The organism is Arthrobacter sp. IK3 (assembly GCF_051337705.1).
GTDB classification, from domain to species: Bacteria; Actinomycetota; Actinomycetes; order Actinomycetales; family Micrococcaceae; genus Arthrobacter_B; species Arthrobacter_B koreensis.
Genome location: NZ_JBPPSW010000002.1, coordinates 308,279 through 330,770 on the forward strand (window position 1 = coordinate 308,279; position 22,492 = coordinate 330,770).

A 22,492-nucleotide genomic window follows, 5' to 3' on the forward strand; every position below is an offset into this window, starting at 1 on the left:
ACCCTACCAGCTCAGGAATCGCCGTCGGGCAGCTGCGACGTGCTGTGGAGGACGAAAGCCAGGTCCGGTCCGGTGGAGTCGGAAGGCATAAAGCCGGCGGTGAGCAGCAGGGACATTGATGCTTCGTTCGCCTCGTCGGTGTAGGCCACCACGCGTTCCACGCCCGGCTGTTCGAGCGCGAAGCGGCTGAGGGCTATGAGGGCTTCCGTGGCGAAACCCAGGCCCCGGCGGGACGGGGCAATGTTGTACGTGACCTCCACGATTCCGTCCACGGGAGGGCCGAGGAACCCGATGGTTCCGATGGCCGGACCCTGGTGTTCACGGATGATCCGGGCGCCGAAGGTGCCGGCCCGGGGGCCCAGCAGCCCGGCCTGGAAGTACTGCTGGGCGGCGTCTTCGTCCACCAGCTGGGGGAAATCGGGTGCCCAGTGTTCGCACCGGTCGCCCACTATCAGGGCATCGACTTCCGCTGCGGTCATTTCGGCAAGTTCAAGCCGGTCAGTCAGCAGGGTGCCGGCCGGCGTCTGCTCCGTCGAGAAAGTGCTCACGGAACATATTCTCCCCCATCGAGATTACAGAAACTGCCCGTTTGGGGCCTGTAACGTGCAGTTTCTGTCATCTCGATGGGAGAGCTGTGGATATCGAAAAACCGCCCAGTTGCACAGGCCATAATGCTGGCCATGCGGACTCCTCGCGAATTGCCTCAAGAGCTCAGCCAGTCGACGTACACCGTGTACGACTCGGATGCACTAGGAGTGAGCAGAGGGATCCTCCGCAACGTTCGCATTCGCCGTATCAGCAGGGCCATCCGGGCCACGGACACCCTCGATGCGAGCGATCTCATCTCGTCGATGCTGCCCGACAGGCTTGCGCCCTTCACACGCGTCACCTCTTTCTCTGTCGCGTCACACCGGACGGCAGCCGAGGCCTGGGGGTTTCCACTGCCGGTAGTGCCGGGACAGGCGCCGGAGCTGCACATCACCCGCCCGGAAGGGCTGGCGCCGCCGAGGCGTTTCGGCGTCGTCGGCCACACCGGCCGGTTCCTGCCAGGCGAGGTAACCACCTTGGACGGGCTGGTCCTTACCTCACGGGCGAAAACGTGGCTGGATCTATCGAAACACCTGACAGTGGAGGATCTCACCGTGATCGCCGACCATCTGATCAGAATTCCCCGGCAGTTGTACGAAGGCCGGACTGACCCCTACGCCACGCAGGAGGAACTGGATGCGATCATCGGACTGCACCCGGGCCAGCGCGGAATCCGGACCGCGCGTGAGGCTCTGCGGCTGAGCAGGGTGGGTGCAGATTCCCCGCCGGAAACCCTGCTGCGGCTGGCGCTTGGCGCAGCAGGACTACCCGAGCCGGAAGTCAACGTCCCCATAGTGGACGCGGACGGCGTCCTGCACCATGAGCCGGATCTTGGATACCCCAAGTACCGGGTGGCGGTCCAGTATGAGGGCGCCGGTCATTCGGACCCGGAACAGGTGGCACGGGACATCAGCCGCGAAGAGCGGACCCGCGCCCTGGGCTGGACCGAGGTGCGAATCTCCCGGCGGCATATGGTCGACGGCGCGCAGCCGGCGGTGGAAAAGGTTCGCGCTGCACTCTGGGCGGCTGGCTGGCGCACTGGCAGCCCAGAGTAACCCGCTAAACGAGATTACAGAAACTGCCCGTTTGAGCGTTCAAACGGGCAGTTTCTGTAATCTCGATGGGGGGATTAGCCGAAGTGCTTCGGCAGGGTCCCCTCGTGTGCTTCCTTCAGCTCATCCAGCGGCAGGACAAAGTGGCCCTGGAAATCCAGTGCACCAATCTCGGTATCCACGACGCCGATCCGGGAGTGTGCGAAGCCGCGGGCGCTGCACATGTCCTTGAACCGGACCTCCTCGCTGCGGGCCACGGAGACGACGGCGCGTGCCTGGGACTCGGAGAACAGCAGCGTGAACAGGTCCACGCCGTCGCGCTCGGCAACTTCGTCCAGGCCGATCCGGGCGCCGACGCCGAAACGCAGCGCCATCTCGGACAGTGCGGCGGCGAGGCCGCCCTCGGAGAGGTCGTGCGCTGAGTCGATCATGCCGTCCCGGGAGGCATTGATGAGCAGGTCGCCCAGCAGCTTCTCGGCCTGCAGGTCCACCTTCGGCGGCTGGCCGCCCAGATGTCCGCGCAGGTTGGCGAACTCGGAGCCGTCCAGCTCGTCGCGGGTGACGCCCATCAGGTAGATGGCCTGTCCGTCCTCGCGCCAGCCCGACGGTGTGCGGCGGGCAACGTCGTCGAACACGCCGAGCACGCCCACCACGGGGGTGGGATGGATGGCGACGCCGCCGGTCTGGTTGTAGAGCGAAACGTTGCCGCCCGTGACGGGCACGCCGAGCTCCTGGCAGCCGTCGGCCAGACCGCGGACGGCCTCGGCGAACTGCCACATGACCTCGGGATCCTCGGGGGAGCCGAAGTTCAGGCAGTCGGTGACGGCCATCGGGCGCGCACCGGAGGTGGCGACGTTGCGGTAGGACTCGGCGAGGGCCAGCTTGGCGCCCTCGTACGGGTTCAGGTAGGTGTAGCGGCCGTTGGCGTCTGTGGAGATTGCAACGCCCAGGCCGGTTTCCTCGTCCACGCGGATCACGCCGGCGTCGTCGGGCATGGCCAGGGCCGTGTTGCCCTGCACATAGCGGTCGTACTGGTTGGTGACCCAGGACTTGTCGCACATGTTCGGGGACGCCATCAGTTCCAGTACGGCCTGCTTCACAGCTTCTCCGCCGAACGGGCGCTCCGCGGAGAAGGAATCGGACTGCACGCCGTCGAGCCACTCGGGGCGGTGGAACGGACGGTTGTAGACCGGGCCCTCGTGGGCGACGGTGCGCGGATCGACGTCGACGATCGTTTCGCCGTCCCAGTCGATGATCAGGCGGCCGGTGCCGGTGACTTCGCCGAGCCAGGAGTATTCGACGTTCCACTTGTCCATGATCGCCTCGAACGCTTCCACGTTCTCCGGCGTCACGACGGCCATCATGCGTTCCTGCGACTCGGACATCAGGATTTCGCCCGGGGTCAGGGACGGGTCGCGGAGCAGAACCTTGGTGAGCTCAACATGCATGCCGCCGTCGCCGTTGGAGGCGAGTTCCGACGTCGCGCAGGAGATGCCGGCGGCGCCGAGGTCCTGGATGCCTTCGACCACGGAGGCCTTGAACAGTTCCAGGCAGCACTCGATGAGCACCTTCTCGGCGAAGGGGTCGCCCACCTGCACCGCGGGGCGCTTGGAGGGCTTGGCGTCGTCGAAGGACTCGGAGGCCAGCACGGAGGCGCCGCCAATGCCGTCGCCGCCGGTGCGCGCACCGAACAGGACCACCTTGTTGCCGGCGCCGGAGGCGTTGGCCAGACGGATGTCCTCGTGCCGCATGACGCCCACGGCCAGCGCGTTGACCAGCGGGTTGCCCTGGTAGACGGAGTCGAAAACAACTTCACCGCCGATGTTGGGCAGGCCCAGGGAGTTGCCGTAGCCGCCGATGCCGGAGACGATGCCGTGCACCAGGCGGGCGGTGTCCGGGTGGTCGATCGCACCGAAGCGCAGCGGATCCATTACGGCCACCGGGCGGGCGCCCATGGAGATGATGTCGCGGACAATGCCGCCGACGCCGGTCGCGGCGCCCTGGTAGGGCTCCACGAAGGACGGGTGGTTGTGGGATTCGACCTTGAAGGTCACCGCCCAGCCTTCACCGATGTCCACGACGCCGGCGTTCTCACCGATGCCAACCAGCAGGTGTTCCTTCATCTTCTCGGTGACCTTGTCACCGAACTGCTTCAGATGCACCTTGGAGGACTTGTAGGAGCAGTGCTCGGACCACATGACCGAGTACATCGCCAGTTCCGCGGCGGTGGGGCGGCGGCCCAGGATTTCGACGACGCGGTTGTATTCGTCCTCCTTCAGGCCCAGTTCGGCCCAGGGCAGCGGGGTGTCCGGGGTGGACGCCGCATGCTCAACGGTGTCGATGTTGAACTTCTTCTGCTCGGCAGTGGAGTTAGCAGACGCGGTCATTATTTGCCTCCGGCAACGAGCGAGGTGAGTACTGAGGTGAAGATGCCGATTCCGTCGGTGCCGCCGCCCAGGGCAACGTCGCCTCCGGCGGAAGAATCCGGGCCGAAGCCGGCTTCCACGGCGTGCTCGGGGTGCGGCATCAGGCCGACGACGTTGCCGGCGGCGTTGGTGATGCCGGCGATGTCGCGGCGTGAGCCGTTCGGATTGAAGCCGTCGTAGCGGAAGACCACGCGGCCTTCGCCTTCGAGCTCGTCCAGGGTCTTTTCGTCGGCGACGTACTGGCCGTCCTGGTTCTTCAGCGGGATGACCATGCCTTCGCCCTGCCCGTAGGCGGAGGTCCAGGCCGTGGAGTTGTTCTCCACGCGCAGCAGCTGGTCCCGGCACATGAACTTCAGGTGGTCGTTCTTGATCATCGACCCCGGCAGCAGGTGCGCCTCGGTGAGGATCTGGAAACCGTTGCAGATGCCGAGGACGGGCATGCCGCCCTTGGACGCGTCCACAACCTTTTCCATCAGCGGCGCGAAGCGGGAAATCGCTCCGGCGCGCAGGTAGTCACCGTAGGAGAATCCACCGGGGATGATGACGGCGTCGACGCCCTGCAGGGTCGCGTCTCCGTGCCAGAGTTCGACGGCGGTGCCGCCGGCCAGGCGCACGGCGCGTGCGGCGTCGCGGTCGTCAAGCGTGCCGGGGAAGGTGATGACGCCAACGCGGACGGCGCGCAGGGCAGCGTCCTCGGGCGCGGCGGAGTAGTCGCCGATCAGCGGGGTGCTCAAGACTAAGCCTCCGAAATAACTTCGACGCGGGTGACGTCTTCAATGACGGGGTTGGAGAGCAGAGTGGCTGCCGCGGTGCGGGCCTGCTCGAGGATTTCGGGGGTGACGTCGCCGTCGACGGTGAGTTCGAAGCGCTTGCCCTGGCGGACCCCGGTGAAGCCGTTCAGGCCCAGTCGGGGAAGGGCGCCGGCAATGGCCTTGCCCTGCGGATCGAGGATCTCGGGCTTGGGCATGACGTCAACAACGATCCGGGGCATCGGGGTAACTCCTGTGAGTGAAAAGGGGTGGCCGCGGACCGTGCCGTCTCACGCTGATTCAGCGCTCCGCGAGCTTGCTCCTTCATTCTACGGTGGTACGCCGAGATAGCAGAAAGTGCTCGTTTCAGGGCTGAAACGGGCACTTTCTGCCATCTCGATTTGGTGGGAGGGTTGGCGAGGGGCTAGTGGTTCAGGAGGCGCTGGACGAAGGCACGGGTACGTTCCTGCCGCGGTGCTTCCAGCACCTCGGACGGGGGTCCGGACTCAACCACCACCCCGCCGTCCATGAACACCACCGAGTCGGCCACGTCCCGGGCGAAGCGCAGCTCATGCGTCACCAGGAGCATGGTCCAGCCTTCAGCCGCCAGCTCCCGGATGGTTTCAAGCACGTCACCCACCAGCTCCGGGTCCAGCGCAGAGGTGGGCTCGTCGAAGAGCAGCAGCCGCGGCTTCAGCGCCAGTGCCCGCACAATCCCCACCCGCTGCCGCTGCCCGCCGGAAAGTTCGTTGGGATAGGCCCCGGCCTTGTCCGCCAGTCCAACCCGGCCGAGCAGTGACATCGCGTCCGCCGTAGCCTCGTCCCTGGGGCGGCGCTGCACCCGAACCGGTCCCTCGAGCACGTTCTCCAATACGGTCCGGTGCGGAAACAGGTTGTAGTGCTGGAACACCATCGCGCTGTGCTCGCGCAGGCCGGAGACCACCGGCCGCGGAGGTTTCGCGGCGAAGTCCACGGTGTCGCCGCCGTCGAACTGCACGGTTCCCGAATCGGGAACCTCCAGGCCGTTGAGGCAGCGCAGCACGGTGGTCTTTCCCGATCCGCTGGGGCCGATCAGCGCCACGACCTGGCCGCGCGGAATCTCAAGATCGATGCCCTGAAGCACCTCAACGCTTCCGAACCGTTTGTGCAGGTCCCGGACACTTAGAACCGGGGCGTTACCGTCCTCAGGTTGCGACATGGCGGTCGAGCCTCCTCTCCAGCGCCGACTGCCCGGTTGAGAGCACAACGCAGATAAGCCAGTAGATGAGCGCAGCTTCAATGTAGATAACCATGAACTCCTGGCTGAATGCCGCAATCTCCTGGGCCCGCCGGAAGAGCTCCGTGACCAGGATCAGGGACGCCAGGGAGGTGTCCTTGACCAGGCTGATGAAGGTGTTGGACAGCGGGGGGACCGAAACCCGGGCGGCCTGCGGGAGGATCACCCGGATCAGCGTCTGCGCCGGAGACATCCGGATGGTGTACGCGGCTTCCCACTGGCCGCGCGGCACGGAGAGGATCGCTGCCCGGATCACTTCGGCGGCATACCCGCCCACATTCAGGGAGAACGCGATAATGGCGCTGGGCCACGGGTCGACCAGGACTCCGATGGAAGGCAGGCCGTAAAAGATGACGAACAGCTGGACCAGCAGCGGTGTGCCGCGGATGACGGACACGTATGCCCGCCCGATCCAGGACACCAGCCGGATTTTGGACAGCCGCATCAGCGCGACGCCCAGGGCCAGCACCAGGCCGACGGCGAAGGAAATCAACGCAAGGGGGATGGTGCCGGTGACCGCCCCGGTGAGCAGGGGCAGGAAGGAAGCGGTGATGAGGTCCCACGTCGGCTGGTCCACGGCGGTCCTTACTGCGAAACGTCTTCGCCGAAGTATTTGTTGGAGATCTCTGCCAGCGTGCCGTCCTCACGCAGTTCCTTCAAGGCTTGGTTGACGGCATTGCGCAGTTCAGTGTTGCCTTTGGTGAAGGCAAAAGCCATGAGCGCCGGGTCATCGGTTTCGGCAGCGACCTGAATTGGCGCGTCCGGTCTCTGCAGGATGTAGTCGAGGAAGGTCAGGCGGTCATTGACCGTCGCATCGACCCGCCCCTGTTCCAGGAGGGAGACGGACTGGGCCCACCCCTCGACTGCCTCAACACTGGCGCCGTTTTCCTGCGCCAGGACGTACCAGTTGCTGGACAGGGACTGTGCCGTCGTCTTTCCTGCCAGGTCGGCGAAGGACGTGATGGACGTGTCGCCCTTGGGAACCACGACGACGCCGGGACTCACGGTGTAGGGGTCCGAGAACTCGTAAGAGTCCACACGTTCCGGCGTAATTGAAACCTGGTTGGCGACCATGGCGAAACGCCCCGCGTTCAGTCCGGCGAAGAGCGCATCCCACGGGGCTTCCCCAAACCGGGCTTCCACTCCGAGTTTGCCTGCGACAGCCCTGGCGATCTCGACGTCGTACCCGGTCAGGTCCCCAACGCCGTCTTCGTGGAAGCTGAAGGGCCGGTAGGTGCCTTCGGTGCCGATGGTGAGCGTCCCCTGGTCCTGGACGGCCTCGAGGCTGGTGGCAGCGCCCGGAGTGCAGGCTGCAAGGAAGAAGACCGCGGCGGCTGCGGCAGCAGCGGCCTTGAATCTTTGCATGGTGGCCTCCTTGGTTGCACCGGCTGGAAACAGCAGGAGCGCCCCCGGTGAGTCCGGAAGCGCTCCCTTGTGCCGGCTGTTACGCCGGCAGCTCGATCTGGAACCCGCACGTGCAGCGCAGGATGTTGATTTCCAGGCGTACGTCCCCGGTGTCGGCATCCGGATCCGTGCTGAGCGGTTCGGAGAGGGACACCATGCGGGTGTCCTTCGGCTTCATCGGCTCGCCGCAGTGCAGGTATTCGGTCTCTGCCTGCTCGGTGACGGCCCGGCGGGCCCACAGCGGTGAGTGGCGCACGGGGTGGCCGTAAAAACGGTCGCACTCGCCGCAGGTGTAGCTGATTTCCAGGAACTCGGCGGCATCGGCGGTCCTGGACGGCTCAACGGATTCGATGATCAGGAACTCATCGGTGCCGCAGTACGAGCACCACGGCACGTACTCGGCGGGTGCCTGCGCGCCCGTAACTGCGGGGCACTGCGGGTCTTCGGGTGTTGCTTCGATCGACAATCTGGTTCCTCCGGTCAAGCCCGGCGCGCCTGTCAAAGCGCGGTCCGTACATGGATAGTAAGCAAGCTGATTCAATAATAGACCTAAGGGTGCTTACTAAGGAAGTCGGAATGGCCTGAATCACAGTCGGTACAGTGGAGCGGTGAAACTCGTTGCTGCCCGCCCGGGCATTGTCCGGCGCTCCATGAACATCTGGCCGCCCTTCCTCTTCTCCGGGATCAAGATCACGGACCTGCCGGAGGACTTCCTCTCCGCCACGGTCCGGCTGCGTCTGCGCTGGTGGAACCGCAACGTTGCGGGGGTGCTGTTTGGCGGGAGTCTCTTCGCCATGACGGATCCATTCTGGATGATGCTGCTGCTGCGGCACCTGGGCAAGGAGAACGTCATCTGGGACCGCGCGGCCGAGATCGACTTCATCAAGCCGGGCAGGGGAGACGTGGTGGCGCACTTCGCCATCACGGAGGCGGACATTGAGCGGCTGCGCGAGGCCGCGTCCGGCGGCGCCAAAGTGCTGGAGTGGTTCACTGTCGAGGTCCGGGACTCAACCGGCGACGTCGTGGCACGGGTCCGCAAGCAGGTCTACCTGCGGCGCAAGCGGGAGCTGCCGGTGCTCGGCAGTGCTACATCGCTGCCGTCGCCGGACCAAGCAGTCCGCTAAGCGCTTCCCAGCGGCTGATCTGGCAGCCGTCCGACGCCGCAAACTCAGCCTCCACCGCTTTCCCGTCCACGGTGCCGCTCACCGTAGCCCGCTGCGGTCCGCCGTACTGCATGGTGCACGCGGCGTCACTGCCCGGTTCCGCGAAGAGTCCGGTTCCGCCTTCGGCGAGGGCGGAGCACGCCGCCGCGGGATCAGGGGCACCGGATTCGCCAACCGGATTGGCGCCGTCGCATTCCAGGGTCCAGCTGTCCGTGACGGCTTCGCCGTCGGCCATCAGCTCAACGCTCAGCGACGTTGCGGCGGCAGGTGAGGTGGCCGCGGAACTGGCCGGTGAGGACGCGGGCTCGGATGACGACGGCGAGGTGCCGGGAGTTGAATCGGCGCACCCTGCGAGCAGAAGCGCGGCAGCAGCAAAGGCCAGGACGGTGCGGGGCAGGCGGTTCGGCATGTGGCGGGACCTTCCGGAGTCGGTTGGGCTACAGCCTAGCCGCCCGGGAGGTGAGGCGGGCGCAGGGTCAGGCGGGCGGCGGCGCGGCGGCCGCGTCCCGGGCCTGGGCCGCGTAGTAGGAGCCCTGGTCCAGGTAACGCTGGTCGAATTCCGGCTGTGCATCGCCGCTGCGGGCAGCCTCGAGCCGGTCCAGGTAGTACTCCCAGCCGGGGCCGGTGTCTTCTGCGGGGGCGGGATCAGCCAAGTGCTGGGTGAACTCCAGGCGGGTGCCGCCGGCGTCCTCCCGGAGCCGCACTTCCAGGTCCCAGCTGCCGCCGTCGTCCTCCATGAGCACACGCAGCCGCTCCCGCGGAACGCACTCGGCGAGCCGCGCCTGGCTGGTTGGCTGCCCCTCTTCGTAAAGCATTTGGAAGCCGAAGCCTGATCCCGGTTCGGGGATGCCGTCCCAGCGTCCGATCCACGCGGACGCCTGGCCGGCGTCCGCAAAGCTGGCCCAGACCTCCCGGGGACTGCCGGCGAGGCGGCGGGTCAGGACCAGGTCATAGGAGTCTTCTCCGGTTCGGTGGACCCGGCCTGTGGGTTCGGGCTGCATAGCTGCTCCTGGAGCGGATCAAGCAGGCCCAGAATCCGGGCCCGCAGCTGCTGCGATTCTTCGGTGAAACCGCGTTGGTAGGAAGCGTACGCCGCCCGCCCCGCTGGAGTCTCTACCTGGATGGGTTCATATCCCCAGTCCTGCAGATCGTACGGCGACGCGCGCATGTCCATCTCGCGGATCCGCCAGGCCAGTTCGAAGCAGTCCATCACCAGGTCCCCGGGCAGCAGCGGGGTCAGTTTGTAGGCCCACTTGTAGAGGTCCATGTTCGCGTGGAGGCATCCGGGCTGTTCCAGGTCCCGCTGGTTTTCCCGCGTGGGGGTCAGCTCGTTGAGTTCAATGGCCTCGGGTGCGTAGAAGCGGAATGCGTCGAAGTGTGTGCAGCGGATCCGGCTCTGCTCCACCAGGTTATTCGTGCCCTGGGCGCCCAGCCGCAGGCCGAGGTATTCATGCCGGATTCCGTTCACTTCGGACTTGTAGGCCATGGCCCACTCGTGCATGCCGAAGCAGCCCAGTGACGGTTTGCGGGCGGCTGTGCGGGAAAGCAGCATTCGGGTGAACCCGGCCGCCGTGCCGCGGGCTGCGGCAAATGCGCCCACATCCACCGTGACCGCCGGGATCTCCGGGTTCAGCCCGGCCGCTGTGCGTTCCCCCGGCGTCAGCGTGCGGTAGAACTTCCAGTCCGTCCGCTCCGCCGCTGCGGGCCCGGTGAGGACGACGCCGGCACCTGGGTGCCAGCGCATCAGCTGGCCGGGCTTCAGGGAGTAGTAGGTGAAGAGGAAATCCTCCACCGGGTGTTTCTGACCAGCGGAACGCCGGCGGAGGAAACCTTCCGTGAACGGGCGCACCCGGTCCTGGTAAGCGGCCTGGCGGGGGAGCCACTCATCCTCGGACAGCACGGCGGGGTTAGGAAAGCTCACGCCTTCCATTATCCCGCCGTGCTGCCCAGCCGCCTAGCGGACCGGCGAAGGCTGTGGATCGGGAGACAGGCCGCTGTCCTTATCCCGGTCCGGTTCCTCGCCGGTTCCTTCCTCTGCGTCCTCCGGGGTCCAGCCGTCGGCATATTCTCCGGATTCGTAGTCATAATCCACGGGTTTTCCGTCTTCGTCCCTGCGCTGGTACCAGTCAGTGACTGTCTTGTCATGGGAGTCGAAGTCGGCTCCGGCGCCCTGCCCCTGCGGAGCCTTTTTCACCGCAATGGCGAAGTCGTCTCCGTGTTCATCGATGCCGGTCCGCACTGCCTGTTCCAGGGCAGCCGTTGCGTACTCCCGGCGGATGATGAGCGGGTCGGTCTGCAGGTCCCGGGTGAAGGCGACCATCATCAGCGCCAGGATGACCGCGAACGGCAGCGCAGAGACGATGATCAGGTTTTGAAGGCCGGACAGCGCCTCGTTGCCGCCCACCAGGAGCATGACCACGGCGATGCCCATCATGGCCAGGCCCCAGAAAACCGTAACCTTCCGGTCCGGCCGCGGCTTGCCGCGCTGGGACAGGCTTCCCATGACGAGTGATGCCGAGTCGGCAGACGTGATGAAGAAGATGGCAACGCAGAACATTGCCAGCAGCGGGGTGATGGAGCTCAGCGGCAGCTGGTCCAGCATCTGGAAGAACAGGGCTTCCGGGGCACTTTCGGCGGAAATGTCCGCGCCCTGCATCCGCATCCAGATCGTCGTGCCGCCAAAGATGCCGAATGCGAGGACACATACGAGGGTGGGCACTACCAGGACGTACTGCACGTATTCGCGCAGCGTCCGGCCGCGGGAGATTCGGGCCAGGAAGATGCCAACGAACGGGGACCAGGAGATCCACCAGGCCCAGTAGAAGACAGTCCAGTTGGCGGAGAAGTCTGCTGCCTCGGCGCCCCAGGAAGGTCCTTTGCTCATCAGGTGCAGGAGCTCGGAGAGGTACTCCGTGATGGAGGCGGGAATCAGGTTCAGCAGGAACAGTGTGGGGCCGGTCAGGAAGATGAAGGCCACCAGGGCGATGGTCAGGGACATGTTGACGTTGGAGAGCATGCGGATGCCGCGGCTGACGCCGGAGACGGCGGACGCAATGAACGCAGCGGTGAGGATGGCGATGATGCCGATCAGGGCGGCGTTGGGCAGCTGGCCAATGCCACCGACGATCTCCACGCCGCGGCCAATCTGCAGCGCGCCGATGCCCAGGGATGCCGCGGTGCCGAACAGGGTGGCGACGATTGCGAACATGTCGATCAGGCGTCCGGCGGCTCCTTCGGTCCGCCTCCGGCCGAGCAGCGGAGTGAAAATGGTGCTCATTAGCGGAACCCTGCCGCGGCGGTAGGAACCGTACGCCACAGCCGCGCCCACCAGTGCGTAGATGGCCCAGGCGTTGAAGCCCCAGTGGAAGTAGGTCTGTGCCATGGATTTGTGGAGGGCCTCCGTGGTTTCAGGCAAGGCCTCGCCGGGTGCAGGAGTCATGTAATAGGTCAGCGGCTCGTATGGTCCGAAGAAGAACAGCCCAATGCCCACGCCGGCGGAAAACATCATGGCGACCCAGGAAAACTTGGAGTACTCCGGCTTCTCGCCGTCCACGCCCAGGGGGATCTTGCCGTAGCGGCTGAACCCGATGAACAGCATGAACACCAGGACCACCACCAGCAGGGAGCTGAACAGCCAACCGGTATTCTTGACCACCCAGCTGAGCGCTAGGTCGGAGACAGACTTCAGGGACTCGGTGGAGAAGACGCCCCACGCGACGAACGCGAGGACCAGCACTGCTGCGACGCCGAAGACCAGGGGGTCCGTCCGGTAGCGGACGCGCTGGTCATCCACGGCGATTCCGGGAACCAGGCCGGGGTGGGTGTCGTGCGGATAAGGCTTCTTGTCCCTCCGCAGGGCCCGCGCGGCCCGCTGGCCCAGGGATGCCTTGGGCGGCCCATTGCCTTTACGGCGGCCGGGAATGTCCGGGGCGCCGTCTTCGGGCGGTCCGGAGGGCGGTGTCTGCCTGGATGAGGGCGGTGTATCCACAGGTTTCTTCTCCTTGGGGCGGACGCGCTGCCGCCCATGGGGTGCGTTTTGGGACGCGAAGAAGAATACGCCGAAAAAGTCCTGCTATTTGCGGCAATAAGCTGACTTATATACCACACTTCAATTGTTATCTGGTTGTTGCCTTTTGCGCGCGAATTTATCTAATTAGCGTTATTCGGCTCCAATGACCCCTGGGTAGCCTCGATCAGGCGCCGCATGGACGCGTTGAGCTCCAGAACTTCCTCCCGGCTCAGCTGCAGCCGCTCCATCATGGCCCCGGGAACGGCCAGGGCCTTTTGGCGCAGGGCGCGTCCGTGCTCGGTCAGGTCCACGGCCAGGGAGCGGTCATTGTCCGGTGCGCGGTTGCGTGAGACCAGGCCTGCGCTTTCCATTCGCTTGAGCATGGGGGAGAGCGTCGCAGGTTCCATCAGGAGGGCTTCGCTCAGGTTGCGCACGGTCCGGGGGCTTTGCTCCCAGAGGGCCAGTAGGACGAGGTACTGCGGGTGGGTGACGCCCAGGTCCTCAAGGACCGGGCGGTAGGCGCCTACAACCGAGCGGGATGCGACGGACAGGGCGAAGCAGAGCTGGTGTTCCAGCAGTAGGTCATCATCGACCGGGTCCATGGCGCCTCCTCATGTTTAGTGCACTAACAATTAGCGTACTATAGATTGCAGGTACACCTCGGAAGGGACATTTCATGGCAGCTCGGGAAAGCTTCACCGCCAAGTTCATGCGCGTAACCGGCAAGGCGAGGCTCATCTTCGGCCCCGCCCAGAGCTCCTCCCTTACCCATGACATGACCGAGGAGAACAAGCGGCTGCTCGAAGCCCAGCAGGCCGAAGAGAAGGCCATGTGGGAGACCGTCAAGCGCGCTGACGGCAGCAGCTACATCCTGCCCCGCAAAAAGGACTGATTTTCCGCGCGGACGGGTCTTTTTCCGTGCCGGAAACCTATCCTGAAGGGACCCGCGTTGGTCCTTGAAGGAGGGGATCCACATGGCAACCATGCCGGATCCGGGCAGCGGCCGCGAGCCGCGGCTGCCCGAAGACGAGATTCCGCAGTCACAGTCCGAACTGCCCGACTACGTCGTTGAAATAGACAGCGAAGGGCACCACTACGGAGTGGACCGGGAGTATGTGAACGGCAAACCACACCGCGAACCTGCCGAGCCGGTGGTGTACCAGGACTACTTCCACGCACCCCTGTTCCGCGAGCACCTGTACTGACCGGCCTGCTGGAACCATGCAAAAAGGGCGCCCGGTTTCCCGGACGCCCCTGGCTGGAAGCTGCGGTTAGCGGCCGGTGCCGCCGTAGACGGTAGCCTCGGCTTCGCCGTCGAGCCCAAACGCGGCGTGGACCGCACGGACCGCGTCGTCCAGCTTGGAAGCGCTGGTGACCACGGAGATGCGGATCTCCGAGGTGGAGATCATGTCGATGTTCACGCCGGCCAGATGCAGTGCTTCGAAGAACCGGTGCGAGACGCCCGGGTTGGAGCGCATGCCGGCGCCGATGAGGGAAAGCTTGCCGATCTGCTCGTCGTAGTCGATGCTGTCGAAGCCAACCTCGGCCTTGGCGGCGTTCAGGGCTGCCATGGCGGCCTGGCCGTCGATGATCGGCAGGGTGAAGGAAATGTCCGTCCGGCCGGAGCCCTTCGTGGAGACGTTCTGCACGATCATGTCGATGTTCGTGTTGGCGCCGGCGACGATGCCGAAGATCTCCGCGGCCTTGCCGGGGATGTCCGGAACGCCGACGACGGTGAGCTTGGCTTCGGAGCGGTCATGCGCGACGCCGGAAATGATGGGCTGTTCCAAGGGTTCTCCCTCTTGAATCTTGATCTTGTCATCCGGGCTGGGCAGTACCCAGGTCCCCTCGTGCTGGCTGAAGGAGGACCGCACGTGCAGCGGAACTCCGAAGCGGCGGGCGTACTCAACGCAGCGCAGGTGCAGGATCTTCGCACCGGATGCTGCCATTTCCAGCATTTCCTCGCTGGAGATCTTGTCGATCTTCTGCGCCGAGGGAGCCACTCGGGGGTCTGCGGTGTAGACCCCGTCAACGTCGGTGTAGATCTCGCACACATCGGCGTCGAGCGCTGCTGCAAGCGCGACTGCGGTGGTGTCCGAACCGCCGCGGCCCAGGGTGGTGATGTCGTGGCTGTCCCGGCTCATGCCCTGGAAGCCCGCGACGATCGCGACATCGCCCTTTTCGATCGCCGTCTTGATCCGGTGCGGTGAGACGTCGATGATCCGGGCCTTGCCATGGATCGCGTCGGTGATCATGCCGGCCTGGCTGCCGGTGAAGGACTGGGCTGAGGCACCGAGTTCGTTGATCGCCATGGCCAGCAGTGCCATGGAGATGCGTTCGCCGGAGCTCAGCAGCATGTCCATCTCACGCGGGTAGGCCCCGGTGGTGATTTGTCCGGCAAGGTCCAGCAGTTCATCGGTGCTGTCGCCCATGGCGGAGACCACCACAATGACGTCGTTTCCGGCCCTCTGGGTATCCACTACGCGCTTGGCGACGCGCTTGATGCCTTCGGCGTCCGATACGGAGGATCCGCCGAATTTCTGCACTATCAGGCTCATGCGTACACGCTCTCTGGAACTCTTCCAAGTTGCTGCCCGGCGGCGCTGGGGCCGCTGCGGCACTAAATGTTCGTGGGGACCGCACGGCGGCGGCCAACCTTCAAAGTCTATAGCCGGGCCGCTGCGGCGCCGAAATAACGCTCAACCTGGACTTAACGAAGACGGGGTGGAAAAGCTGCCCGGTACGCGGCGCGACACGTATCCGCAGGCGGGGTCGGGTAGCGGCGACGGACTATATGGTGGCCCGATGGGGACTACTGAACAGGGGACTACTGGACGCGGCGGCATTTCCGTCGACGGCGTTACCCGCAGCTTCGGCACGGTGCAGGCTGTGCGCGGCATGACGTTCGAGGCGCCGCCCGGGGCTGTCACCGCGCTGATAGGTCCTAACGGGTCCGGCAAGACGACCCTGCTGCTGATGCTGGCGTCCCTCCTGGCGCCAGACTCCGGGAGCATCCGAATAGACGGTGCGGACCCGTTGCAGGATCCTGTGGCCGTGCGCCGCTCCGTTGGCTGGATGCCGGACACCCTTGGAGTCTGGGATTCGCTGACCGCCACCGAAATCCTGGTCACCATGGGCAAGCTGTACGGCATGGTCCCCGACGCCGCCGCGCAGCGGGCAGGCGAGCTCCTCGCCGAAGTGCGTCTTTCAGACTTTGCGGACAAGCCGGCACGCGTCTTTTCCCGCGGACAGCAGCAGCGCCTGAGCCTGGCCCGTGCGCTCATCCACGACCCGGCAGTTCTCCTGCTGGACGAACCCGCTTCCGGACTGGATCCGGGATCCCGGGTGGAGCTGCGGATGCTGCTCCGGCGTCTGGCGGCGGCCGGCAAGACCATCCTGGTCTCTTCCCATGTGCTCTCCGAGCTCGATGAGATGGCGGACCGCGCCGTGTTCGTCTCCGGCGGGCAGACGGTCAAGACGCAGAGCCTGGACGACGTCGGCACGCAGCTTCGCTGGTACGCCGTCAGCGCGCGGGATACCGGCGCGCTGCTGCGGGCACTGGAAGCGCAGGGCCTCGCGGCGGCTGTGGGCGAGGGAGCCCGGCGCAGTCACGTGCGGGTGCAGCTGGGCGGCGAGGAGCAGGCCGCTGAAGTGCTGCGGTACCTGGTGGAGTCCGGTGTGGGGGTCTACGCCTTCGCCCCGGCCTCCGGCGCACTGGAAGAGACCTACATGAGCCTGGAGGGCGAGAAGCCATGAGCACAGCACTCAGTCCGCAGTCCACGCCGTCCCCCGGGCTCGGTTACTTCAAGGGCATTGGCACGGTCTTCGGTCTTGAAATGAAGCAGCGCCTGCGCTCCCGCGGCTGGTACATCCTGCTGGGAGTCTGGTTTGTGGTGATCGGCCTGGTGGCCGCCTTTACGGCCTGGGTGACTGACCAGCAGACCGATGCCGGACAGGTGCTCTTCGAACTGATGGTCGCCTTTGTCCTGTTTTTCGCCCTGCTGGTGGCACCTGCCTTATCAGCAAACGCGGTGAACGGTGACAGGGCTGCCGGAACACTTGCGGTCCTGCAGGTGACGCTGCTGCGCCCGGGGCAGCTGCTGGCCGGCAAATGGCTGGCGTCCTGGGTTGCTTCGCTCGGGTTTTTGGCGGCCAGCGTTCCTTTCCTGTTGTGGGCGCTGGCCCTCGGCGGGGTGGATCCGGCCATTGCCGCAGTTTCCATCCTGATGCTCGGCGTTGAGCTCGGGGTGGTCTGCGCGCTGGGGGTGGCGGTATCCACCCTCGCCAACCGGCCGCTGTTTTCAATCGTGGTGACCTACATGCTGGTTGCACTGCTGTCGATTGGCACGGTGATCGCCTTTGGACTGAGCACACCCCTGGTGCGCGGAACCGTTGAAGCCAACGTGCCGCAGTGGAAGGGCAGCGCCTACCTCCAGCCGTCAGGCGCCGAAGCCGAATTCACCTGCATGGGGCCGCTCTTTGAAACGGACGTCTACCACACGGACCGCACCGCCTGGCTGCTGGCGGCCAACCCCTTCGTGGTCCTGGCCGACGCCCTCCCGTACTCAGAAGACAACTTGAGCGGAGGCCCGCTGGAGGGCATTGGCCAGGCAGTCCGGTATGCCCAGGCAGGGGCCGCAGCCAGCGGACCGGAGTGCATCAACGGTGAGCCGCGCGCTGACGATGTGCCGGCGTCGTTGTTCCCCATCTGGCCGCTGGGACTCACCGTGCAGTTCGCGGGTGCGGCACTGGCACTGGTGCTGGCCTGGCGCCGGCTGCGCACGCCTGCCCGGCGGCTGGCGGCCGGCACCCGGATCGCCTAGCAGCCAGTCTTAGCTGAGACTGCGGCGTCCTTCGAAGGCGCGGCCCAGCGTGATCTCATCTGCGTATTCAAGATCACCGCCCACCGGAAGCCCGGAGGCCAGCCGCGTGACGGTGATGCCGAGGGTCTTCAGCATACGAACCAGATAGGTGGCCGTGGCCTCGCCTTCCAGGTTCGGGTCGGTGGCGATGATGATCTCGCTGATCTGCTCATCGGAGAGCCGGCTCAGCAGCTCACGGATGCGCAGCTGGTCCGGACCGATGCCCGCAATGGGGTTAATCGCCCCGCCCAGCACGTGGTAGCGGCCGCGGAAGGAACGGGTGCGCTCGACGGCGATCACGTCCTTGGACTCCTCCACCACGCAGATCATGGTGGGGTCGCGGCGCGGGTCGCGGCAGATGTTGCAGGTTTCCTGTTCAGTGACGTTGCCGCACACCTGGCAGAACTTCACCTTTTCCTTGACCGTCACAATGGCCGAAGCCAGCCGGGACATGTCCTCGGCATTTGACTCGAGGATATGGAACGCGATCCGCTGGGCCGACTTGGGGCCCACGCCGGGGAGGCGGCCCAACTCGTCGATCAGTTCCTGAACCGCACCTTCGTACACGTGGCCTTCTTAGCGAAATAGTTGTTGTTCCGGTTGGCTGCTGCCGGCTACCGGTGGGCGCCGTGGCCGTCGAGGCTTCGTTCCTCGATGAGCCGGCCGCCCAGGATCCGTTCGATTGCCTTGCGGCCAACCAGTCCCGAATCTTCGAGTGTTACATCATCGGCGCTGGGGACGTCCTCGACGTAGGCCAAGTCTACTTTGCCGCGTGCCGCGGCGGACGGCGCAGTGCCGCCGCGCTGCGCCGCCTCGTTGAGCAGCTGCTGGTAGCGGCTGAGTTTCTGGCCGGCAGGCTGGCGGTGCACTTCGGGCTGGCTGGCCTGGCCGGGTGCGCCTTGCGAAGTGCCGGGTGCCGGGGTGCCGCCTGCGGGTGCTGCCGCAGACGCTGCGCCCGACGCCGGTGCGGAACCGGGTGCCGGACCCGTTGCCGGACTGGTTGCCGGGGGCACGGTGCCATTGCTGTTTTGGCCGGCTGCGTGCGCGCCGGGTACCGTCTGGCCCGCGGTCCCTGCTTCCGGGTGAGCGGCGGAGTACGACGCCGAGGCGCCGTGGGCCGCCGACTGCGGTGCCGTGGCGCGGGCGGAGCCAGCCGGGTTGGAACCGCCGTGGCTCGAACCGCCTTGGTTCGAACCGCCGTGGCTCGAACCGCCTTGGTTCGAACCGGCTTGGTTCGAACCGCCGCCGGGAGTGCCGGAACCAGATGGAGGTACACCTGACCCCCGTGCCGGGGCGGCGCCGGGGCGGGTGGCCGTAGTTCCGGCCCAGTTGGTGCTGGCCCATTCCTCATCGCTGACGGCGCTGCTGACGTGGATGTCATCAGGAACGGCTGCGGTCTCCCAGGCATTGCTTTCCGGAACGTCGGCCGGCTCGGAGGGCTCCTGGGGCCAGTCCTCGGGCAGCGGGGCACCGCTGCGCGGTGTGGAAGGAGTCTGCGTCCGGGGTGCCGGCTGTGTTCGCTGTGCTTGCTGTGCCTGCTGTGCGGTGTTCCGTGTGACGGCTGGCTGGCCGTTGGCGGGGCCTGCTGCTGGTCCTGCCGGGCGGCTTTCGCCGTTGCTGGCCGGGCCATCCAGCGGGCCTGCCTCGGGACGCGTCTGTGTCCGTGTTTCGACTGCAGGTGCCTGCGGAGCTGAAGGAGCAGCTCCTGCGGTTGCGTGTTCGCTTCGTGCCGGGGCGGAAGGCGGGATGTTCCAGGCGGATGCCGCGGCAGTCGGGCTTCCGTTTCCGCTGCCACCTTCGCTGCGGCCGGGCGCGCCCGCAGCGGATTTGTGGGCACGGTTGTCCTGCTGTGCCGGGGCCGGCGGCAGGCTTGAATCCTGCGGCACCGGCGCCGTCGAACCGTCCGACACCGGGGCCGCCGGGAACCGGCCTGATCCGGCGGATGAAGGTCCGGCGGATGAAGGTCCGGCGGACGCCGGAGCTGCGGCCGGATGAGCCTGCCCCGCCGCTGCGGAAACCGGGGGAGCCGCAGGGAACTGCGAGGAAGTGGAAGCCTGTGCCGGAGTCTGTGCCGGCGGCGTCAGCCGGCTACCAGCTTTTGGGCCGGGTTCACCCGCTGACGCGGAGCTGTCATGCACGGCGTTGACCTGGCAGTCAACGCCCAGGACCTGATGGATGGCCTTGCGCAGGTTCTCCAAGTGATCCGGGCGGTTAAAGTTCGTGGCCGCACCGGGGTTGGAGAACGCGAGTTCAAGCACGCGGCCGTCGAAGGACCGCGGAGAAGCGTTCTTGCTGACGTTGAGCCACGTCGCCCGGCGGATGCTGGTCAGGGCGTCCATGATCTCCGGCCATGCCCGGCGGATCATTTCCACCTGTCCGGGTCCGGACGTTCCGGCGGGGGCCGCCTGTCCATTGCCTGCGGCACCGTCCTGCGGAGCGGGTGCTGCGGGCTGGACCGGAGCTTGTGCAGGAGCGGATGCCGGCACTGCAGCCTGGGCTGCGGGTGCACTCGGCTGCGGGTTTGCCGCGGTTGACGGAGCTGAATCCGGCACGGGACCGGCCGGGCGGCCCTGCGGCTGTCCGGCTTCAACCTTCGGTTCGTGCCGCTGGGTGGACTGCTCCGGTTGGGCCGGCTGCGCTCCGGACCCCTGCGGCTGCTGCGAAGCGGCCTCACGGGAAACATCGTCCCAGGTGCGGGACGGGGCAGCGGAGGGTGCACCGGTATCGGACGTCGAATCGCCGGCACGAGCTGGAGAGCCGGAAGCAGCGTTCGGCGACGGCGTTGCCGGGGCCGTGGGAGCTGCGGGGGTGGCCCACGTGCCACCCCAGTCCGCTGCGCCATTGGTGGCGGCCGCGGCGTCGGGCGCGGTGTTGGCGGCACCCGGGGCAGCGGCCGGGGAGCCGGGAACAGGAGCCGTCGGTGCGGCCTGGACAGCGCCCTGCGAAGCGGCCGGCGCCGCGCTCTGCTGAGGTGCCGGGGCGGCACGCTGCTGCGGATTGGCTGAGGCCCCGGGAGCGGCGTCGCCTGCGTAACTCAGGCGGCGCTCAATCCGGTCTACCCGTGCGGCAGTGCCGCGTTCGGACTGGTCGGCTGAGGGAAGCAGGATCCGCGCGCAGAGCAATTCCAGGTGCAGGCGGGGTGAAGTGGCGCCGGTCATTTCGGTCAGCGCGGTATTGGTGATGTCCGCGGCGCGGGACAGCTCCGCGCCACCGAACTGTGCTGCCTGGGTGCGCATGCGGTTGATCTGGTCTTCCGGCACACCGCGCAGGACGGCGGCAGCGGCGTCGGGCATTGCATTGACCACAATCAGGTCCCGGAACCGTTCCAGGAGATCTTCCACGAAGCGGCGCGGATCCTGCCCGGTTTGGATGACACGGTCAATGGCACTGAAGACGGTGGCGGCGTCGCCCGCAGCAAAGGCATCGACAACGTCGTCGAGCAGTGCCACGTGGGTGTAGCCGAGGAGGTTGACGGCCAGCTCGTAGTCGAGACCGGTTTCCCCGGCACCGGCCATCAGCTGGTCCAGGACGGAGAGGGAGTCACGAACCGATCCGCCGCCGGCGCGGATCACCAGGGACAGCACGCCCGGAGCAACCGGCACGCCTTCCTGGACACAGAGCTTTTCCAAGTACGCCAGCAGGGGCTCCGGCGGAACGAGGCGGAACGGGTAGTGGTGGGTGCGGGAGCGGATGGTGCCAATGACCTTGTCCGGTTCCGTCGTCGCGAAGATGAACTTGATGTGTTCCGGCGGCTCTTCGACAATCTTCAGCAGGGCGTTGAAGCCGGCGGACGTGACCATGTGGGCCTCGTCGATGATGAAGATCTTGTAGCGGTCCCGCACGGGGGCGAAGGTGGCCCGCTCTCGCAGGTCGCGGGCATCGTCCACGCCGCCGTGGCTGGCAGCATCGATTTCAATGACGTCGAGGCTGCCGGCACCGTTGCGGGCAAGTTCAACGCAGCTGTCGCAGGTGCCGCAGGGAGTAGGCGTAGGCCCCTGTGCGCAGTTAAGGCACCGTGCCAGGATTCGTGCGGAGGTGGTCTTGCCGCAGCCGCGCGGGCCCGAGAAGAGATAGGCGTGGTTGACGCGGTTCTTTGAGAGGGCCGCCATCAGCGGCTCGGTGACATGCTCCTGTCCGATCACGTCCGCGAAGCTCTCGGGACGGTAGCGGCGGTAAAGGGCTGTACTCACAGATAGAACCTTATCGGTTGGCACTGACGGTTCGCATCCGGCCCCGGGACGGGCTGAGGCCCCGCTGTTTCCGGATAAATTAAAGACCCCCCATGCACCTGCCAGAGCCCGCTTACCCTTGCTACCTTCCGGTCCTGGGGGAGTTCACAGGATGACACCACATGAGGGGCCGGGAATAAGTCTACCCGATTTTTCAGGTGCCCTTTCCGGTCTGGCGGGTGCCGGCGGCAGTGCGGGTTGTTGCGGGCGAAACGGTGGCGTACGACGGCGGCGGCAGGCCGCCGAGCTCCGGCTCACGGCAGTGCCGAAGCCAGTCCCGGGCTGTCTGGTGGCGGTGTCCGGCAGACCGGCTGGCGGCGGGTACCTGCTGTTCCTTATGCGGGGCCGTGCCCCCTATATAAGGTGCGGTGCGCCTCCTGTGGATAGTCCGGGTTATGGGTGGGCCGGCCGCGTTCTTCCATGGGGACCTGCCGAAGCGTTGCGCCCGTAACAGTCGTCCGTCCTGCAGTGAGGGGAGCGGACACTGTGGGCGTGCATATATAGGGAGCCAGGAAAAGGCAGCATCCTGATTTTCGGGGCCGCCGGGGAGATGCGCTGCAGGCGCGGAACGGCCGGGGATTTTCATCAGTTTGGTGATGAATTCGGGAGTGTCACAGGACACGCAATCCCGATTTGCACAGCTGCCCGTGGACCTGTAATGTTTTCTGAGTCGCCGCAGCCGGGACGCTCACGAAGCGCCTGAAGCATGGCGGCCAAACCCCAACTTTCAATCG

Annotated in this window: 22 protein-coding genes and 1 other RNA gene; 6 read left to right on the top strand and 17 right to left on the bottom strand. The window is 66.1% G+C overall.

The genetic code is table 11. The annotated features are described in order from the left end of the window. Positions 1-11: 11 nt before the first annotated feature. Entirely contained in the window at positions 12-548 is a 537-nt protein-coding gene (locus ACSLGO_RS04180; protein WP_193313207.1) for a GNAT family N-acetyltransferase, read from the bottom strand. Positions 549-680: 132 nt separating this feature from the next. On the opposite strand from ACSLGO_RS04180, the gene ACSLGO_RS04185 reads away from it, so the two are divergent. Then, complete coding sequence (locus ACSLGO_RS04185) at positions 681-1,643, top strand: endonuclease domain-containing protein (RefSeq protein ID WP_386918004.1); 963 nt, start codon at positions 681-683, stop codon at positions 1,641-1,643. A gap of 74 nt (positions 1,644-1,717) precedes the next feature. Here ACSLGO_RS04185 and purL read toward each other — a convergent pair whose 3' ends face one another. The 7 genes from purL to ACSLGO_RS04220 all read right to left on the bottom strand — a co-directional run bounded on the left by purL (position 1,718) and on the right by ACSLGO_RS04220 (position 7,961). Then, positions 1,718-4,027, bottom strand: a complete 2,310-nt coding sequence (gene purL / locus ACSLGO_RS04190; protein ID WP_325786100.1) for a phosphoribosylformylglycinamidine synthase subunit PurL — start codon at positions 4,025-4,027, stop codon at positions 1,718-1,720. Further along, on the bottom strand, positions 4,027-4,800 hold the full coding sequence (gene purQ, locus ACSLGO_RS04195) for a phosphoribosylformylglycinamidine synthase subunit PurQ (protein WP_436400000.1): 774 nt from the start codon (positions 4,798-4,800) through the stop codon (positions 4,027-4,029). The genes purL and purQ overlap by 1 nt, the downstream gene beginning before the upstream one ends. Before the next feature lie 2 nt (positions 4,801-4,802). Next, on the bottom strand, positions 4,803-5,057 hold the full coding sequence (purS, locus tag ACSLGO_RS04200; RefSeq protein WP_091600688.1) for a phosphoribosylformylglycinamidine synthase subunit PurS: 255 nt from the start codon (positions 5,055-5,057) through the stop codon (positions 4,803-4,805). 182 nt (positions 5,058-5,239) lie between these two features. Beyond that, positions 5,240-6,013 (bottom strand): amino acid ABC transporter ATP-binding protein, encoded by a 774-nt coding sequence (locus tag ACSLGO_RS04205; RefSeq protein ID WP_436400002.1) that lies wholly within the window; start codon positions 6,011-6,013, stop codon positions 5,240-5,242. Beyond that, positions 6,000-6,668: an amino acid ABC transporter permease gene (locus tag ACSLGO_RS04210; protein WP_152274187.1), complete on the bottom strand. Its 669-nt coding sequence runs from the start codon at positions 6,666-6,668 to the stop codon at positions 6,000-6,002. Before ACSLGO_RS04210 ends, ACSLGO_RS04205 begins: the two co-directional genes overlap by 14 nt. 8 nt (positions 6,669-6,676) lie before the next feature. Next, a complete protein-coding gene (locus tag ACSLGO_RS04215; RefSeq protein ID WP_091600685.1) occupies positions 6,677-7,456 on the bottom strand; it encodes an amino acid ABC transporter substrate-binding protein in 780 nt (259 codons plus the stop codon). A gap of 79 nt (positions 7,457-7,535) precedes the next feature. Beyond that, positions 7,536-7,961: a hypothetical protein gene (locus tag ACSLGO_RS04220; protein ID WP_091600684.1), complete on the bottom strand. Its 426-nt coding sequence runs from the start codon at positions 7,959-7,961 to the stop codon at positions 7,536-7,538. 142 nt (positions 7,962-8,103) lie between these two features. Here ACSLGO_RS04220 and ACSLGO_RS04225 point away from each other — a divergent pair, with 142 nt between their 5' ends. Next, positions 8,104-8,619, top strand: coding sequence for a DUF4442 domain-containing protein (locus ACSLGO_RS04225; RefSeq protein ID WP_263128013.1), 516 nt, complete (start codon positions 8,104-8,106; stop codon positions 8,617-8,619). Here ACSLGO_RS04225 and ACSLGO_RS04230 read toward each other — a convergent pair. The 5 genes from ACSLGO_RS04230 to ACSLGO_RS04250 all read right to left on the bottom strand — a co-directional run bounded on the left by ACSLGO_RS04230 (position 8,582) and on the right by ACSLGO_RS04250 (position 13,269). Next, the gene (locus tag ACSLGO_RS04230; RefSeq protein WP_387003222.1) at positions 8,582-9,067 is read right to left on the bottom strand and encodes a serine protease inhibitor; all 486 of its coding nucleotides are present in this window, start codon (positions 9,065-9,067) and stop codon (positions 8,582-8,584) included. The genes ACSLGO_RS04225 and ACSLGO_RS04230 overlap by 38 nt on opposite strands. Before the next feature lie 67 nt (positions 9,068-9,134). Then, a complete protein-coding gene (locus ACSLGO_RS04235; protein WP_436400005.1) occupies positions 9,135-9,659 on the bottom strand; it encodes an SRPBCC domain-containing protein in 525 nt (174 codons plus the stop codon). After that, a complete protein-coding gene (locus ACSLGO_RS04240) occupies positions 9,596-10,579 on the bottom strand; it encodes a 3-methyladenine DNA glycosylase (protein WP_387003216.1) in 984 nt (327 codons plus the stop codon). Before ACSLGO_RS04240 ends, ACSLGO_RS04235 begins: the two co-directional genes overlap by 64 nt. A 33-nt stretch (positions 10,580-10,612) precedes the next feature. Further along, positions 10,613-12,646 (bottom strand): BCCT family transporter, encoded by a 2,034-nt coding sequence (locus ACSLGO_RS04245; RefSeq protein ID WP_325786094.1) that lies wholly within the window; start codon positions 12,644-12,646, stop codon positions 10,613-10,615. Between the two features lie 161 nt (positions 12,647-12,807). Further along, positions 12,808-13,269 carry a MarR family winged helix-turn-helix transcriptional regulator gene (locus ACSLGO_RS04250; protein ID WP_387003211.1) on the bottom strand — a complete coding sequence of 154 codons (462 nt, stop codon included), beginning with the start codon at positions 13,267-13,269 and terminating at the stop codon, positions 12,808-12,810. A gap of 74 nt (positions 13,270-13,343) precedes the next feature. Between ACSLGO_RS04250 and ACSLGO_RS04255 the strand changes: the two genes are divergently transcribed. Together ACSLGO_RS04255 and ACSLGO_RS04260 are read left to right on the top strand one after the other, a co-directional pair. After that, positions 13,344-13,559: a hypothetical protein gene (locus ACSLGO_RS04255; RefSeq protein ID WP_091600680.1), complete on the top strand. Its 216-nt coding sequence runs from the start codon at positions 13,344-13,346 to the stop codon at positions 13,557-13,559. Positions 13,560-13,641: 82 nt separating this feature from the next. Further along, positions 13,642-13,872, top strand: a complete 231-nt coding sequence (locus tag ACSLGO_RS04260) for a hypothetical protein (protein WP_091600679.1) — start codon at positions 13,642-13,644, stop codon at positions 13,870-13,872. A 66-nt stretch (positions 13,873-13,938) separates the two neighbouring features. Here ACSLGO_RS04260 and ACSLGO_RS04265 read toward each other — a convergent pair whose 3' ends face one another. Then, positions 13,939-15,225 (bottom strand): aspartate kinase, encoded by a 1,287-nt coding sequence (locus ACSLGO_RS04265; RefSeq protein WP_091600678.1) that lies wholly within the window; start codon positions 15,223-15,225, stop codon positions 13,939-13,941. 247 nt (positions 15,226-15,472) lie between these two features. On the opposite strand from ACSLGO_RS04265, the gene ACSLGO_RS04270 reads away from it, so the two are divergent. Then, positions 15,473-16,423: an ABC transporter ATP-binding protein gene (locus ACSLGO_RS04270; RefSeq protein WP_436400009.1), complete on the top strand. Its 951-nt coding sequence runs from the start codon at positions 15,473-15,475 to the stop codon at positions 16,421-16,423. After that, positions 16,420-17,490, top strand: a complete 1,071-nt coding sequence (locus ACSLGO_RS04275; protein WP_263128020.1) for an ABC transporter permease — start codon at positions 16,420-16,422, stop codon at positions 17,488-17,490. Before ACSLGO_RS04270 ends, ACSLGO_RS04275 begins: the two co-directional genes overlap by 4 nt. A gap of 9 nt (positions 17,491-17,499) precedes the next feature. On the opposite strand, the gene recR is transcribed toward ACSLGO_RS04275, so the two are convergent. From recR to ffs, 3 genes are all read right to left on the bottom strand, one after another. Continuing rightward, positions 17,500-18,096 (bottom strand): recombination mediator RecR, encoded by a 597-nt coding sequence (gene recR, locus ACSLGO_RS04280; protein ID WP_055240637.1) that lies wholly within the window; start codon positions 18,094-18,096, stop codon positions 17,500-17,502. 47 nt (positions 18,097-18,143) lie between these two features. After that, entirely contained in the window at positions 18,144-21,671 is a 3,528-nt protein-coding gene (locus ACSLGO_RS04285) for a DNA polymerase III subunit gamma and tau (protein ID WP_436400024.1), read from the bottom strand. A gap of 126 nt (positions 21,672-21,797) precedes the next feature. Further along, positions 21,798-21,893: signal recognition particle sRNA small type (gene ffs, locus ACSLGO_RS04290), an RNA gene on the bottom strand. Positions 21,894-22,492: the final 599 nt, after the last annotated feature.